Origin of the sequence: Azospirillum sp. B21 (assembly GCF_008364825.1) — a bacterium.
Classification (GTDB): domain Bacteria; phylum Pseudomonadota; class Alphaproteobacteria; order Azospirillales; family Azospirillaceae; genus Azospirillum.
Map to the genome: position 1 here is coordinate 450,930 of NZ_VTTO01000002.1, position 14,827 is coordinate 465,756.

At 68.4% G+C, this 14,827-nt stretch carries 13 protein-coding genes; 7 read left to right on the top strand and 6 right to left on the bottom strand.

Features of this window, described 5'->3' with window-relative positions:
- Positions 1–120: 120 nt before the first annotated feature.
- Both FZ983_RS06785 and FZ983_RS06790 read left to right on the top strand, forming a co-directional pair.
- Positions 121–909, top strand: a complete 789-nt coding sequence (locus FZ983_RS06785; RefSeq protein ID WP_149222809.1) for an SDR family NAD(P)-dependent oxidoreductase — start codon at positions 121–123, stop codon at positions 907–909.
- 238 nt (positions 910–1,147) lie between these two features.
- Entirely contained in the window at positions 1,148–3,196 is a 2,049-nt protein-coding gene (locus FZ983_RS06790) for a HAMP domain-containing methyl-accepting chemotaxis protein (RefSeq protein ID WP_247883632.1), read from the top strand.
- A 39-nt stretch (positions 3,197–3,235) separates the two neighbouring features.
- Here the strand turns inward: FZ983_RS06790 and FZ983_RS06795 are convergent, their stop codons facing one another.
- A complete protein-coding gene (locus FZ983_RS06795; protein ID WP_149222810.1) occupies positions 3,236–4,300 on the bottom strand; it encodes a LacI family DNA-binding transcriptional regulator in 1,065 nt (354 codons plus the stop codon).
- Positions 4,301–4,647: 347 nt separating this feature from the next.
- Between FZ983_RS06795 and FZ983_RS06800 the strand changes: the two genes are divergently transcribed.
- The 5 genes from FZ983_RS06800 to FZ983_RS06820 all read left to right on the top strand — a co-directional run bounded on the left by FZ983_RS06800 (position 4,648) and on the right by FZ983_RS06820 (position 10,607).
- A complete protein-coding gene (locus tag FZ983_RS06800; RefSeq protein WP_149222811.1) occupies positions 4,648–5,238 on the top strand; it encodes a gluconokinase in 591 nt (196 codons plus the stop codon).
- Positions 5,235–5,810: a TRAP transporter small permease gene (locus FZ983_RS06805; RefSeq protein ID WP_149222812.1), complete on the top strand. Its 576-nt coding sequence runs from the start codon at positions 5,235–5,237 to the stop codon at positions 5,808–5,810. Before FZ983_RS06800 ends, FZ983_RS06805 begins: the two co-directional genes overlap by 4 nt.
- 34 nt (positions 5,811–5,844) lie before the next feature.
- Positions 5,845–7,122 carry a TRAP transporter large permease subunit gene (locus FZ983_RS06810; RefSeq protein WP_149222813.1) on the top strand — a complete coding sequence of 426 codons (1,278 nt, stop codon included), beginning with the start codon at positions 5,845–5,847 and terminating at the stop codon, positions 7,120–7,122.
- 50 nt (positions 7,123–7,172) lie between these two features.
- Positions 7,173–8,192 carry a TRAP transporter substrate-binding protein gene (locus FZ983_RS06815; RefSeq protein ID WP_149222814.1) on the top strand — a complete coding sequence of 340 codons (1,020 nt, stop codon included), beginning with the start codon at positions 7,173–7,175 and terminating at the stop codon, positions 8,190–8,192.
- Between the two features lie 330 nt (positions 8,193–8,522).
- Positions 8,523–10,607 carry a methyl-accepting chemotaxis protein gene (locus FZ983_RS06820; RefSeq protein ID WP_149223069.1) on the top strand — a complete coding sequence of 695 codons (2,085 nt, stop codon included), beginning with the start codon at positions 8,523–8,525 and terminating at the stop codon, positions 10,605–10,607.
- Positions 10,608–10,766: 159 nt separating this feature from the next.
- Here FZ983_RS06820 and pcaG read toward each other — a convergent pair whose 3' ends face one another.
- From pcaG to pcaD, 5 genes are read right to left on the bottom strand one after another with little or no spacing between them, the layout of a single operon-like run.
- On the bottom strand, positions 10,767–11,324 hold the full coding sequence (gene pcaG / locus FZ983_RS06825) for a protocatechuate 3,4-dioxygenase subunit alpha (RefSeq protein WP_149222815.1): 558 nt from the start codon (positions 11,322–11,324) through the stop codon (positions 10,767–10,769).
- 5 nt (positions 11,325–11,329) lie between these two features.
- Positions 11,330–12,052 (bottom strand): protocatechuate 3,4-dioxygenase subunit beta, encoded by a 723-nt coding sequence (gene pcaH, locus FZ983_RS06830; RefSeq protein ID WP_149222816.1) that lies wholly within the window; start codon positions 12,050–12,052, stop codon positions 11,330–11,332.
- Positions 12,053–12,076: 24 nt separating this feature from the next.
- A complete protein-coding gene (locus FZ983_RS06835) occupies positions 12,077–13,450 on the bottom strand; it encodes a 3-carboxy-cis,cis-muconate cycloisomerase (protein WP_149222817.1) in 1,374 nt (457 codons plus the stop codon).
- 19 nt (positions 13,451–13,469) lie between these two features.
- A complete protein-coding gene (pcaC, locus tag FZ983_RS06840; protein WP_149222818.1) occupies positions 13,470–13,868 on the bottom strand; it encodes a 4-carboxymuconolactone decarboxylase in 399 nt (132 codons plus the stop codon).
- A 14-nt stretch (positions 13,869–13,882) separates the two neighbouring features.
- Positions 13,883–14,680: a 3-oxoadipate enol-lactonase gene (pcaD, locus tag FZ983_RS06845; protein ID WP_149222819.1), complete on the bottom strand. Its 798-nt coding sequence runs from the start codon at positions 14,678–14,680 to the stop codon at positions 13,883–13,885.
- Positions 14,681–14,827: the final 147 nt, after the last annotated feature.

Below are 14,827 nucleotides of genomic sequence, written 5' to 3' on the forward strand. Positions count from 1 at the left end.
CCCTTGGATTGACGGGGGGAAGCGACGCCCCCTATGATCGGATTGGAACACGAACAATCAGGCCGCCTTTCGATTCCGAACATAGGACGGGGCGCCCTGCCATCAGGGGAGCACGCGTTCATGACCGCGACCGATTTTGCCGACTGGCCCGCCGACCTGCTGGCGCAGGAGTTCCGCGGCAAGCGGGTTCTGGTGACCGGCAGCAGCCGCGGCATCGGTGCCGCGGTGGCGGCGGCGTTCGCCCAGCTCGGCGCCCGCGTCGCCATCCACGGCCGCGACGTGACGGCGCTGGAGGCCGTAGCGGCGGGAATGGGCGCCGGGGTGGTCCCGCTGGCCGGCGACTTCGCCGACAAGGCGGAGGTGCGCCGAGTGGTGGAAAGCGCGGTGGACCGGCTCGGCGGGCTGGATGTGCTGATCAACAATGCCGGCACCATGCTGGGCCGGGTGGCGCTGGCCGATATCGACGACGAATTCCTGCAGCAGCAGTTCGACCTGAACGCCGCCTCCGCCGTCATCGCCAGCCGGACGGCGCTGCCGGCGCTGATCGCGTCGAAGGGGGCCATCGTCAACACCGGCTCCATCTCCGGCCGGACCGGGGGCAGTGCGGGGTCGTCGCTCTACAGCGCCGCCAAGGCCTTCCAGGCCAGCCTCGCCCGCTCGCTGGCGACGGAACTTGCGCCGCATGGCATCCGCGTCAACGCCGTGTCCCCCGGCACCATCGACACCGATTTCCACCAGCGCTACTCGACCCCGGACAAATTGACGCAGACCGCGGCGCGCATCCCGCTGAAGCGGCTGGGCACGGCGCAGGATTGCGTCGGCGCCTACCTGTTCCTCGCCTCCGGACGGCTTGCCGGTTACATTACCGGGCAGGTGATCGAGGTGAATGGAGGACAGTTCTATAACTAATGGCTGAAGCTTGGCAGTTACGAGCCGCGGAAATTGGCAAATTGCAAAGCACTATCAGGAGTTTTGGCAATTTGCGAAAGTCTGTCGACGCAGGCATAGGCAACCGGCGGAGTTTTCGTAGGGTAGAAAAGCGACCCGGTCGTTAATGGTCCTTTGGCATTGTTCTTGTAACGTGACTGACCAATCAGCGGCCTAACCAAAGACCGCTCCATCGCCAGTGGACGCCGGGGTCACCATCATGAACGCCACCAGCCGGAACCAGCCCGCCAAAGCCGGAACCTTCGCCAACCTGCATACGGCGACCAAGATCTACACCGGCTTCGGCGTCACCCTGGCGCTTCTGGTCGGGCTTGGAGCGGTGTCCTGGACGGGCTTGCGGTCCAGCGACGACGCGCTCCGCCAATATGCGGTTCAGTCGCACGTCGCCATGACGGTGGCGGAGGCGGACACCAATATGGCCGACGCCCTGGGTTCGGCGGAGGAGTTCGTGTCCAGCGGCTCCCCCGCGGTGGCCGACCGGTTCCGCAGCGACGTGGAGAAGTTCCGCCAGAAGCTGGACGCCGCCACCGCGCGGATGACCCGTGCATCCGACCTTCAGGCGGCGCAGGAGATCGCCACGCTGCGCCAGACGCTGACCGGCGGTTTCGACCGTCTCGTCGCCGCACGGACGGAGCGCGACCAGATCGTCGCGTCGGTGGTGAACACGCTGGGCGCCGACATCCGCCGCACGCTGAGCGATACCGTCAAGGCGGAGAAGGACGGCGGCAATCTGGACCGCACCGTGCGCGCGGCCGAGGTCAGCGAACAGTACCTGCTGGTCCGCGTGCTGGTCGCCCGTTTCGTGGCGGAAACCAAGGCGGAGGATCTGGAGCGCATCCGCAAGGACCTGGCCGACCTGACCGGGAAGGCGGAGGCGCTGCGCGACGGGATGGCGGACGGTCCGGTCAAGACCAAGCTGACCGCGGCCGTCGGGAAGCTCCCCGCCTACCGCACCGGGATCGAGCGCATCGCGGTGCTGAGCGGCGAACTGCAGTCGTTGAACAGCCAGACACTGGGCAAGGCGGGCAAGGAGATCGGCGCGAAGATCGGCGTGATCCGCACCCAATCCGCAGACATCCTGGCGCAGCTGGAACGCAGCGCCGCCGCCGAGGTCGCCGCGGCCGAATCGCGCGGCACGGCGGTGACCGTGGTCGCCCTGCTGGCCGGCCTGCTGCTGGCCTGGGCGATCTCGCGCGCCATCACCCGGCCGCTCGGCGCCATCACCGGGGCGATGGGGCGTCTGGCCCAGGGCGACCTGGGCGTGGCCGTCACCGACGACGAGCGCCGGGACGAGATCGGCGCGCTGGCCCGCTCGCTCCAGGTCTTCAAGACCAATGCGTTGGAGATGGAGCGCATGCGCAAGGCGCAGGAGGAGAGCGAGCGCAAGGCCGCCGAGCACCGCCGCGAAACCATGATGCAGATGGCCGACACCTTCGAAAGCACGGTGAAGGGCATCGTCGACACAGTTGCCAACGCCGCCACCGGCATGCGGGACGCCGCCACCGCGCTGACCGCCACCGCGCAGGAGGCGAGCGAGCGCTCGCTGCTGGTCGCCAGCGCCTCGGAACAGGCCTCTGCCAACGTGCAGACCGTCGCCACGGCGACGGAGGAGCTGTCGGCCTCCATCGCCGAGATCGGCCAGCAGGTGGAGAACTCCACCCGCATCGCCACCCAGGCGGTGGCCGACGCCGATGGCGCCGACCGCACCATGCGCGAACTGGTGACCGCCGCCGAACAGATCGGCGCGGTGGTGGAGCTGATCAGCGGCATCGCCGCCCAGACCAACCTGCTGGCGCTGAACGCCACCATCGAGGCGGCGCGGGCCGGGGAGGCCGGCAAGGGCTTCGCCGTCGTGGCGAGCGAGGTGAAGCAACTGGCCACCCAGACCGCCAAGGCGACGGACGAGATCCAGGCCAAGGTGCAGGAGATCCAGCAGACGACAGGCGGCGCCCAGAAGGCGATCGGCGGCATCGGCCGCACCATCGGCCGCATGAGCGAGATCACCACCGCCATCGCCGCCGCCATCGAGGAACAGGCCGCCGCCACGCGGGAGATCGCCAGCAGCGTCACCCAGGCCGCCCAGGGCACCGAGGAGGTGTCGAGCAACATCGCCGGCGTCAGCACCGCCGTTCACGAGACCGGCGATGCCGCCGGCCGCGTCCGCGGCACCTCGCAGGAACTGGCCGCCGAGGCGGAACGGCTGCGCCGGGAGGTCGGGACCTTCATCGCGACGGTGCGGGCGGCGTAAGGCGCCTGTCGCGGCGGGGGCTCTCTGAGCGAGCTTCGCTCAGGTGCTCTCCCGCGCGATGAAGGTCAGGCCCAGGTCGACGCGGCGCCGCGGCGGCTCCTTGCCGTCCATCAGGTCGAGCAACATGGCGGCGGCATGCCGGCCGATGGCGTAGCGGGGCGTGGCGATGGTGGTCAGGGTGGGGGTGGTCCAGGCGGATGCCGGCAGGTCGTTGAAGCCGGCGATGGCGAGCTGGTCCGGCACCCGGATGCCGCGGCGCTGGCATTGGAACAGCGCGCCCTGCGCCAGATCGTCGTTGCAGAAGAAGACAGCGTCGCAGTCGGTGTTCTCGGCCATCAGCCGGTCGATCATCGCCGCGCCCAGATGGATGGAGGACGGGTCGGGCAGGCGCCACACCCGCTTCTCGTCGTACAGCCCGGCCTCCTCCAGCGCATGGCGGTAGCCGTCCAGGCGGGCGAGCGTGCGCGGGTCGAGCTGCACGGCGACGAAGCCGATGCGGCGGTAGCCGCGCTCCAGCAGATGGGTGGTCATCAGCCGCCCGCCTTCCTCCTGCGAGCAGCCGACGCTGAGGCTGCCGGGATCGTCCAGCAGCTCCATCATGTGGACGGTCGGGCTGCTCAGTGCCGACAGGTAGGTGCGGGTGACGTCGGTGTGGTCGGTGCCGGTCAGCAGGATGCCGTCGGGCTGGAACTGAAGGTAGGTGCGGATCAACCGCTCCTCCTCCTCCGGGGAATAGTGGGTGACACCGATCAGGGCGCGGTAGCCGCGCGGCAGCAGCATGTCGTGGATGCCGGCCAGCGTCTCGACGAAGACCATGTTGGTCATCGACGGGATCAGCACGGCCACCGTCATCGACCGCGCCGAGGCCAGCGCGCTGGCCGCCTGATTCGGCACGTAGCCCATCGACTGCGCGGTGTCGAGGATGCGCTGGCGAAGCTCCGGCCCGACCAGCTCCGGCCGCTTGAAGGCGCGCGACACGGTGATGGCGCTGACGCCGACCCGCTCCGCCACGTCCGCCATCGTCGCCCGGCCGGTGCGCGAGGAGCGCGGCTTGCGCGTCTTGGCCGTCGGGGATGCAGGCCGATCACCGCCACGTGTCGTCACAGGGCTCCATCCTTCCAATCGTCTCTATGAAGAGGCCGGCGCGACGAAGCGCCACGCTGGATCGCTGATTACCGTTGTGTAGCATGGCGGGCAAGCGGCACCTGCAACCCGCGGCTCCCGCCAACCGGTTCGTCCGCAACTCAAACAAAACTCTTTACGCCCGTCAAGGTTAGCGCTAACAGTATCGTCATCTCGTGTCGGCGTCATCCGTGCATTCCGGCCATAGGGCCGCGGATGTGCCTTTGGTCCGCACATGATAGCGCTAACACGTTTTTGTAGTGCGTGGCCGCCGTGACCCGCGAGGGCACGGATGCCGCCCTACACCGGGAATTGGGAACACGAGCCTCATGAACGGTCCCTCCATCGCGCCGTCTCCCGCCGCCAGCGCCCGCCCGCCGGACAGCCTGTCCGCGGCACCGCCGGTCGTCGTGGTGATGGGCGTCGCCGGCTGCGGCAAGTCCAGCGTCGGCCAGAGCCTTGCCGCAGCGCTGGGTCATGCCTTCATCGAAGGCGATGCGCACCATCCGCCCGCCAACATCGCGAAGATGTCGTCGGGCATCCCGCTGACCGACGACGACCGCGACGGCTGGCTGGCCACGCTGGCCGGTTTCATCGCCGATGCGCATCGTGAAGAGCGCGGGCTGGTGGTTGCCTGTTCGGCGCTGAAGCGGCGTTACCGCGACCGGCTGCGCGGCGATTGCGAGCGGGTCGTCTTCCTGCATCTGCACGGCGACAAGGCGCTGATCGCCTCTCGCATGGGGGCGCGAACCGCCCATTTCATGCCCACCGCCCTGGTCGACAGCCAGTTCGCCGACCTTGAGATGCCTGCCGCCGACGAGGCGGTGCTGTCCTATGAGGTGACGCTGCCGGCGGACGCCATCGTCGCCGACGCCTGCGCCCGCCTGACCGGCGGAGAGACTATTGGGAGGACCGCATGAAACGCGTGGCGGATCTGCTGGAGCGGATCACCGAATGGATCATGGCGCTGATGCTGGCGATCATGGTCGGTCTCGTCTTCGGCAACGTCGTCCTGCGCTACATCTTCAACAGCGGCATCGTCGCGGCGGAGGAGATCGCGCGGCTGATGTTCGTCTGGCTGGTGTTCCTGGGCGCCACCGTGGCGCTGCGGCACCAGCGGCACCTGGGCCTGGAGATCGTGCAGAGCCGCCTGCCGGCAAAGGTCCGCCGCGTCTGCGCGGTGATCGCGCACCTGATGATGCTCTATGCCCTGTGGCTGTTCGTGCAGGGCAGCTGGATCCAGCTGCTGATCGGTATGGAGACCTTCTCCACAGTCCTGCGCTTCCCCATGGCCTTCTACGCTGCGGCGGGCTTCTTCCCGGCCATCGCCATGGCGCTGATCGTTCTGGCGAACCTGCTGCGGATCGTCACCAACCAGCCCGGCGCCCGCATCCCCGGCGATCCCGACACGATGATGGACCATCCGGAATCGCACGGCCCCGCCGTAGCGCCCCCGGCCCCGCACGGCAGCGCCGCCGTCGTCAAGCACTGAGCCCAGAAGACCTCCTGCGGACGGAGTTTCCGCCATGACCCTCACCATTTTCCTGGGCTCGCTGTTCGGCTTGATGCTGCTCGGCATGCCCATCGCCTTCGCGCTGATGCTGACCGGCGTCGCGCTGATGGTCCATCTGGACTTCTTCGACGCCCAGCTGGTCGCCCAGAACATGCTGAGCGGCGCCGACAACTACCCGCTAATGGCGGTGCCCTTCTTCATCCTGGCCGGCGAGCTGATGAACGCCGGCGGCATTTCCCAGCGCATCATCAACCTCGCGGTCAGCCTCGTCGGCCACATCAAGGGCGGGCTGGGCTACGTCACCATCGGCGCCTCGGTGATGCTGGCCAGCCTGTCGGGTTCGGCCATCGCCGACACCGCGGCGCTCGCCACGCTGCTGATCCCGATGATGCGCGACCATGGTTATCCGGTGCCGCGCTCGGCCGGCCTGATCGCGTCGGGCGGCATCATCGCCCCGATCATCCCGCCCAGCATGCCCTTCATCATCTTCGGCGTGACCACCAACACCTCGATCAGCGCGCTGTTCATGGCCGGCATCGTGCCCGGCCTGCTGATGGGCATCGGTCTGGTCTGCGCCTGGATGTTCGTCGTCCGCGACATGACGGTGAAGCTGCAGCCGAAGGCAAGCGGGCGGGAGCGGCTGAAGGCGCTCGGCGACGGCATCTGGGCGCTGGCCCTGCCGGTCATCATCATCGGCGGCCTGCGCGGCGGCATCTTCACGCCGACCGAGGCCGCGGTGGTCGCCGCCGTCTATTCGCTGTTCGTCGCGCTGTTCGTCTACCGGCAGGTCACGCTGGCGCAGCTGGTGCCGCTGCTGGTCCAGGCGGCGCGCACCACCAGCACCGTGATGTTCCTGTGCGCCGCGGCGCTGGTGTCGTCCTACATGGTGACGCTGGCCGACCTGCCGCAGCAGATGACGGAGCTGCTGGCGCCGCTGATGGACAATCCGAAGCTGCTGATGCTGGCCATCGCCTGCCTGTTGCTGGCCGTCGGCACGGTGATGGACCTGACGCCGACCATCCTGGTGCTGGGCCCGGTGCTGACGCCGCTGGCGATCAAGGCCGGCATCGATCCCGCCTATTTCGGCGTGATGTTCGTCCTGGTCGGCACGCTGGGCCTGATCCATCCGCCGGTCTGCACGGTGCTGAACGTGGTGTGCGGCGTCGCCCGCATCTCGCTGGAAAGCGCCACCAAGGGCATCTGGCCCTTCCTGCTGACCTACATCGTCCTGCTCGGCCTGCTGATCGCCGTGCCGGAGATCGTCACCGCGCCGCTGCATTTCTTCCACTGACGCCCGAACACCAACCACAACGAAACGCCCAAGGAAGGAAGACCGACACCATGTTCCGCAAACTGCTTCTCGCCACCGGCATCGCCGCCGCCCTGCTCGCTCCCGTAGCCGCCGCCACCAGCGCCTCCGCCCAGGAGGTGAAGACCCGCATCATCCGCTTCGGCTACGGCCTGTCGGAAAGCAGCAATCAGGGCCGCGCGGTGAAGTATTTCGCCGAGGAACTGTCCAAGCGCAGCGGCGGCAAGTTCAAGATGAAGGGCTTCGGCGACGCCAGCCTGGGCAACGACATCCAGATGCAGAACGCCCTGATCGGCGGCGCGCAGGAGATGATGGTGGGCTCCACCGCCACGCTCGTCGGCATCGTCAAGGATTTCGGCGTCTACGACCTGCCCTTCCTGTTCAACAACGAGAAAGAGGCCGACGCCGTGCTGGACGGCCCGTTCGGCGAGAAGCTTCTGAAGTCGCTGAACGACAAGGGGCTGATCGGGCTGGTCTATTGGGAGAACGGCTTCCGCAACCTGACCAACAGCAAGCGGCCGATCACCAAGCTCGAGGACATGGGCGGCATCAAGCTGCGCGTGATGCAGAACCCGGTCTACATCGACATGTTCAACCGCTTCGGCGCCAACGCGGTGCCGCTGGCCTTCTCCGAGCTGTTCACCGCGCTGGAGACCGGTACGGTCGACGGCCAGGAGAACCCGGTCACGACCATCCAGTCGTCCAAGTTCTACGAGGTGCAGAAGTACCTGACCATTTCCCGCCACGTCTACAGCCCGTGGATCGTGCTGGCCAGCAAGCGCTGGTACGAAGGCCTGTCGGCGGACGAGAAGAAGATCGTTCACGAGGCCGCCGTCGCCTCGCGCGAGTTCGAGCGCAAGGACAGCCGCGAGGCCTCGGCCCAGAGCGTGGCCTATCTGAAGGAAAAGGGCATGCAGATCAACGAGCTGAGCCCGGCCGAACTGGATCGCATGCGCGAGATGGTCAAGCCCGCCTTCGACAAGTACGCCGCCGACGGCGGTGCGGAGGTCCTGAAGGAGATCCAGGCCGCCATCGTCGCCGCCCGGAAGTAACGCTGCAGCGCACACACGCCCTGTGACGGGGCGATGGGACGGATGGGGGTGGATCGGGGAAGCCGGTCCGCCCCCTTCGTCTTTCGGGGTGGCGCGATGGAGATTTCACCGCATGCAAGTTGTTTGTGTTCGAACAATCTGTGGTGCTGGTCCCAAAGTATGATTTGAAGATGCGAGTTCGATTATCTTTGTTCTAAATTTGCGAACGGCTCTCAATGTATTTCGGACCAACAAATATCTTAGACTGCAATTTACGCGAATTTAACCGAACGGCGGGACAGTCGGAGCGGGGTGTCGTGCCTTCATTCGGATGTGTCGCGGGGAATGTCGATGTTCAAGAAGCTGCCGTTGGTGACGAAGCTGGTGTTGGCGATCGGGTTGGTCCTGGTGATCGGGCTGGGGGGCGGGTCGCTCGTGATCTCCGTCAAGAGCGGGGCGGACACTGACGAGCTGTCCTTCCAGGTCGGGGAGGAGTTGGGCAAGTACCATGCGGCGACCGTCGAGCGGCGGCTGAACGACGCCATAGACGTCAGCCGCCTGATGGGCACCACCCTGCTCAGCCTGAAGCGGAGCGGCATCGTCGACCGCGACAAGCTGAACGACTGGCTGAAAAGCCTGCTGGAGGCCAACACCGGGCTGATCGGCGTCTGGGTCGGCATGGAGCCCAACGCGCTGGACGGCAAGGACGCCGCCTTCGCCAACAAACCCGGCAGCGACGCCAGCGGCCGCTTCATCTCCTATTGGAACCGCGGCGGCGGCAAGGTCCAGCTGGAATCGCTGGTCGGCTATGACGATCCTGGACCGGACGGCATCTACTACCAGCAGGCCAAGCGCACCGGCAAAGAGGTGGTCGTCGAGCCCTACAGCTACACGGTCGCCGGCAAGAGCGTGCTGATGGTGTCTCTGGCGGTTCCGATCATGGACGGCGGCAAGTTCATCGGCGTCGCCGGCGTGGACATCGCCACCGACGACATCTGGAACGAGCTGAAGACGGTCAAGCCGTTCGAGACGGGGTCGGTCTTCCTGATCTCCAACGGCGGGGCATGGGCGGCCTACAGCAACCCCGACCATCTGGGCAAGCCGATCCTGCAGACCAACGAGCGGCTGAAGGATGCCATGCCCGCCATCCGCGAGGGCAAACCATTCTCCCATTTCTCGGTGTCGGCCAGCCTGAAGACCGACGTCAAGCAGCTGTTCCGCCCGGTCGTCATCGGCAGCACCGGCACGCCCTGGTCGATCCTGGTCAACCTGCCGATCAACAAGATCGAGGTGCCGAAGCAGGAACTGCGGGCCTTCATCGCCGTGGGCGCGGTGCTGCTGACCGCCGGGCTCCTGCTGGCGCTGTGGCTGACCAGCCGCATGGTCGTCGGCCAGCCGCTGCGCCGGATCATCGCCACCATCCAGGCGCTGACCGCCGGCCGGCGCGACGTGGAGGTCACCGACCGCGACCGCGCCGACGAGATCGGCGCCATCAACCAGGCGCTCCAACTGTTCAAGGAGAATGCCGGCCGCGTTGCCGAGATGGAGGAGCAGCGCCGCCTGGACGAGCAGCGCGCCGCCGAGCAGCGCAAGCAGGAACTGGCCCGGATGGCCGACCGGTTCGAGGGCACGGTCGGCGGCGTGGTCGCCAACGTGGCCCAGCAGGCCGAACTGATCCGCACCGACTCCGAAGGCTTGTCGGCCATCGCCGAGCAGACCAACGCCCAGGCCGCGGCAGTCGCCAGCGCCGCCGACGTCGCCAGCAGCAACGTGCAGACGGTGGCTGCCGCCGCGGAGGAGCTGGCCCACTCCATCGAGGAGATCAACCAGCGCATCGCCGCCTCGTCCCGCATGGCCAACGACGCGGTGGGGGAGGTCGAGAAGACCAACGGCACCGTCGCCGGTCTGGCCCAGGCGGCGCAGAAGATCGGCGACGTGGTGAACCTCATCCAGTCCATCGCCGGCCAGACCAATTTGCTGGCGCTGAACGCCACCATCGAGGCTGCCCGCGCAGGCGAGGCCGGCAAAGGCTTCGCCGTCGTGGCGCAGGAGGTGAAGAACCTCGCCAGCCAGACCGCCAAGGCGACGGAGGAGATCGCCGCCCAGATCGCCGAGATCCAGGCGGTCAGCGGCAGCGCCGTCGGCGCCATCCAGGCCATCGGCCACACCATCCTTGGCATCAGCGAGACGGTCACCGCTGTCGCCGCAGCGGCGGAGGAGCAGGGGGCGGCGACCCGCGAGATCAGCCGCAACGTCCAGCAGGCCGCCGCCGGCACCCGCGAGGTGTCGACCAACATCGACGGCGTCACCCGCGCCGCCGGCGAGACCGGCAGCATGGCCGCCCAGGCCCGCGCCGCGGCCGACACGCTGTCGCACCAGTCGGCGCAGCTGCGCAGCGAAGTGCAGCGCTTCGTGGCGACGATCCGGGAGGGGTGAGTGTGGGGTGGGGTGTCGGCTGACGATGCCCCCACCCTAACCCTCCCCCGCTGGGCGGGGGAGGGGATTAAGTGCTTGATCGGGAAAGTAGCGGCAGTCCCTCCCCCGCCCAGCGGGGGAGGTTAGGTGGGGGCAATCGGAGCCGACGACTAAGCCCTCTCAACAATCGAAGAACACCGTCTCCCCCTCGCCCTGCACGCGGATATCGAAGCGGTATACCACCCCGCCCGGCACCTCGGCGCGCCGCGCGATCAGGGTGTCGCGGCGGTCGGCCGGGACGCTCGCCAGCACCGGATCCTCCGCGTTCGCCGCGGCTTCGTCGGAGAAGTGCAGGCGGGTGAAGGCGTGGCTCAGCATGCCGCGGGCGAACACCGTCACCGCGATGTGCGGGGCGTGGCCGGGGTCGCAGACGCCGGGCTTCACCGTGTCGAAGAAGTAATAGCCCTCGTCATTGGTGCCGCAGCGACCGAAACCCGCCGCACCGGGAGCGTGGCGGCCGTCGGCGCCGGCCTGCCAGATCTCCACCACGCAGTCGCGGATCGGTGCGCCTTCGCCGTCATACACCACGCCTTCGATGCGGATGTGCTCGCCCGGTATGTCGCGGGTCGCCAGCCGGTTGGTCGCCAGCGGGCGGCGGCCGTAGAGTTCCGGCGTCCAGGCATAGGCGAAATAGGGGCCGACGGTCTGCGACGGCGTCTGTTTCAGCGTCTGGCTCATGGCGGTCAACTCTCCATCGGCGTGGCCTGGCGTCCGCGCAGGACGATGTCGAACTCATAGCCGAGCGCCCACACCGGCTCGGTCACGTCGATGGAGAAGCGGGAGATCAGCAGCTCGCGCGCGCCCTCCGGCACCCCGTTGTAGATCGGGTCGAGCGGCAGCAGCGGATCGCCCGGAAAATACATCTGGGTGACCAGCCGGGTCAGGAAGGACGGTCCGAACAGCGAGAAATGGATGTGCGCCGGACGCCAGGCGTTGTGGTGGTTGCCCCAGGGATAGGCGCCGGGCTTGATCGTGGTGAAGCGGTAGCGGCCTTCCTGGTCGGTGATGCAGCGGCCGGCGCCGAAGAAGTTGGGATCCAGCGGCGCGTCATGCTGGTCCCAGCGGTGAACGTAGCGGCCGCAGGAATTGGCCTGCCAGATCTCCAGCAGCGTGTGCGGCACCGGCCGGCCGCTTTCGTCCAGCACGCGGCCGGTGACGATGATGCGCTCGCCGATCGGCTCGCCGTTGACGCGGCCGTTCTTCGTCAGGTCGTCGTCGAGCGGATCGACGCTGTCATGGCCGAAGATCGGGCCGGTGCGGACCGACAGGCATTGCTTCATCGGGATCAGCGGTTTGGACGGCGAGCGCAGAACCGTCGATTTGTAGAGCGGCGACAGGTAGGGCGGGTGTTGTGCCCAATCTCGGGGGCCAAAGTCGCCTTCCGCCTCGTGAACGGCTGTGTCCATCTCGGGTGTCCTCCTGGGGGGCGGTCAGTTCTGCTGACGCTGTTGCTGCCTGTGGAGTGCCAGAACGCGGTCGATGAAATGGGATGCCGCGCCGGTGTAGCGCAGCGGGTCGAACAGACGGTCGAGGCCGTCCATGCCCAGCGCCTGCACCACCTCGGCATCCTCGGCCAGAACGTCGCGCAGGGGACGGCCGGTGGAGGACGCGAGGCGGCTCGCGTCGGCCACGCGGGAATGGGCGGCCATGCGCCCCATGCGCTCGCCCAGCGCCATGGTGACCGCCTCGGCCAGGATCAGGCCGCGGGTGAGGTCGAGGTTGGCGCGCATGCGCTCCGCATCGACGGTCAGGCCGGCGATGGTTTCGCGGGCATGGCGGGCGGCACCGGCGACGAGGCGGCAGAGGTCGGGCAGCGCCTGCCACTCGGCATGCCAGCCGCCCAGGCCGCGTTCGTGTTCCTGCACCTGCGCCGCCAGCAGCCCGCCGACCAGGGCGGGAGCGCGGATGGCGGTGGAGAGCAGCACGGCGCAGGACACCGGGTTGCGCTTGTGCGGCATGGTGGAGGAGCCGCCGCGGCCGGGTGCGCTCGGCTCGAAGGTTTCGGCGACCTCCATCTGCATCATCAGCGAGATATCGCGGCCGAGCGTCCCCAACGTGCCGGCGAGGATGCCGAGGGTGGAGGCGAGTTCGGTGATGCGGTCGCGGCTGGCGTGCCAGGGCAGGGCGGGCAGGGGGAGGTCCAACTCTTTCGCCAGCGCCTCCGCCACCGCCGGGCCGGCGTCGCCCAATGCCGCCAGCGTGCCGGCGGCGCCGCCGAATTGCAGGGCGAGGCGGCCTCTCGCCGCAGCGATCCGCTGCCGGTCGCGGCCCAGCGCGTCGAGCCAGCCGGCAGCCTTCAGCCCGAATGTCGTCGGCAGGGCGTGCTGCAACCAGGTGCGGGCGACCATCGGCGTGGCGCGGTGGCGGTCGGCGAGATCGGCCAAGCCGTCGGCGAGCGCGGCCAGGTCGGCGTCGAGGCCGTCTAGGAAGCGGCGCAACTGCAGCATCAGGCTGCTGTCCATCGCGTCCTGGCTGGTGGCGCCCCAATGGACGTAGCGGGAGGATTCCTCGTCGGCGGCCTTCACGGCGCGGGTCAGGTGCCTGACCATCGGGATGGCGGTGTTGCCGGCCAGCGCCGCCTCCGCCCCCAGCGCGTCGAGGTCGTAGAGATGGGCCTTGCAGGCCGCTTCGATGGCCGGAACGGTATGGGCGGGGATCACGCCCACCGCCGCCTCCGCCCGTGCCAGCGCCGCCTCGAACTCCAGCATGCCCTGCAGCCTTGCGGTGGGCGAGAAGGCATCGGCTGCCGCATCGGTGGTGAAGAGCGGATCGAGCAGCGGGTCGGCGTGGCGGAGGACGGTCATGGTGGTCAGCCTTTGCGTGTCAGCCTTGTTGGGCGTCCTCTTGGTCCATCTCCGCGTACACCGCGCGGGCCAGGGCGATGGCGTGGTTTCCGGCGGGGACGCCGGCATAGACGGCGGCCTGCATCAGGATCTCCTTCACCTCGTCGCGGGTCACGCCGGTGTTGCGGGTGGCGCGGATGTGCAGCTTCAGCTCGCCGTCCTTGCCCAGCGCCGCCAGCATACCGATGGTCAGCATGCTGCGCGTCCGGATGTCGAGGCCCGGCCGGGTCCAGATCTGGCCCCAGGCGGTCTTGGTGATGAACTCTTGGAAATCGGCGTCGAAACCGGTGGCGCGCTCCAGCGAGCGGTCGACATGGGCGTCGCCGAGGACCGAACGGCGCACCGCCATGCCGCGGTCGTAGAGATCCCGGTCCTTCATGTCAGGGTTCTCCATCAGAGGGCCCTCAGGAAGCCGTCGATCAGGGCGGCCAGTTCCGCCGGCTTCTCGACACCGGGGATATGGGCGGCGCCGCGCAGCAGTTCGAACCGCGCGCCGGGGATGCCGGCCGCCAGCTCGCGGGCGAGGTCGGGCGGGGTCGCCACGTCGTCCTCGCCGCAGATCACCAGGGTGGGCGCGGCGATGGCGGCGTTGGCGACGCGCAGGTCGGCGTCGCGGATCGCCATGGCGCAGCCGACATAGCCGTCCTCCGTGGTGCGGGCGACCATGGCGGTGTAGCCGCGGATCTGGTCGGGCCGGCTGTCGCGGAAGGCTTGCGTGAACCAGCGCGCCATCACCCCGTCGGAAATCGCCGTCATGCCGCGGGCGCGGATGGCGGCGATGCGGTCGGTCCAGACCGATTGCGGACCGATCACCCCGGCGGTGTCGCACAGGATCAGGCCATGCACGCGGGCCGGCGCCTTGACGGCGAGGCGCTGGGCCATCATGCCGCCGATCGACAGGCCGCAGACATGGGCACGCGCGATGCCGAGCGCGTCGAGCAGGCCGGCGGCGTCGTCGGCGAGGATGTCCATGCTGTAGCCGGCATCCTCGCTGACCGGCGTCACCTGGGTCAGGCCGTGGCCGCGCATGTCGTAGCGCAGGATACGGTAGCGGTCCGACAGGTGCGGCACCACGGCGTCCCAGATGTGGAAGCTGGTGCCGATGGAGTTGGCGAACAGCAGCACCGGAGCGTCGGCCGGGCCGGTCAGGTCGTAGTGCTGGGTGATGCCGGCGGCTTCGATGAAGGGCATGGGGGTCCGCCTGTGGTGGTTGTGGTGGGTACCGGATGCTTGCGAAGTGAGACCCCCACCCTAACCCTCCCCCGCTGGGCGGGGGAGGGGATTGGTGCTTGTTCGGGAGGGCGGCGGCAGTCCCTCCCCCACCCAGTGGGGGAGGAT

Excerpts from the sequence above, each read along its gene's own strand:
- FZ983_RS06785 (WP_149222809.1), top strand. The coding sequence starts at position 121 with ATGACCGCGACCGATTTTGCCGACTGGCCCGCCGACCTGCTGGCGCAG.
- FZ983_RS06790 (WP_247883632.1), top strand. The coding sequence starts at position 1,148 with ATGAACGCCACCAGCCGGAACCAGCCCGCCAAAGCCGGAACCTTCGCC.
- FZ983_RS06800 (WP_149222811.1), top strand. The coding sequence starts at position 4,648 with ATGAACGGTCCCTCCATCGCGCCGTCTCCCGCCGCCAGCGCCCGCCCG.
- FZ983_RS06805 (WP_149222812.1), top strand. The coding sequence starts at position 5,235 with ATGAAACGCGTGGCGGATCTGCTGGAGCGGATCACCGAATGGATCATG.
- FZ983_RS06810 (WP_149222813.1), top strand. The coding sequence starts at position 5,845 with ATGACCCTCACCATTTTCCTGGGCTCGCTGTTCGGCTTGATGCTGCTC.
- FZ983_RS06815 (WP_149222814.1), top strand. The coding sequence starts at position 7,173 with ATGTTCCGCAAACTGCTTCTCGCCACCGGCATCGCCGCCGCCCTGCTC.
- FZ983_RS06820 (WP_149223069.1), top strand. The coding sequence starts at position 8,523 with ATGTTCAAGAAGCTGCCGTTGGTGACGAAGCTGGTGTTGGCGATCGGG.
- pcaG (WP_149222815.1), bottom strand. The coding sequence starts at position 11,324 with ATGAGCCAGACGCTGAAACAGACGCCGTCGCAGACCGTCGGCCCCTAT.
- pcaH (WP_149222816.1), bottom strand. The coding sequence starts at position 12,052 with ATGGACACAGCCGTTCACGAGGCGGAAGGCGACTTTGGCCCCCGAGAT.
- FZ983_RS06835 (WP_149222817.1), bottom strand. The coding sequence starts at position 13,450 with ATGACCGTCCTCCGCCACGCCGACCCGCTGCTCGATCCGCTCTTCACC.
- pcaC (WP_149222818.1), bottom strand. The coding sequence starts at position 13,868 with ATGAAGGACCGGGATCTCTACGACCGCGGCATGGCGGTGCGCCGTTCG.
- pcaD (WP_149222819.1), bottom strand. The coding sequence starts at position 14,680 with ATGCCCTTCATCGAAGCCGCCGGCATCACCCAGCACTACGACCTGACC.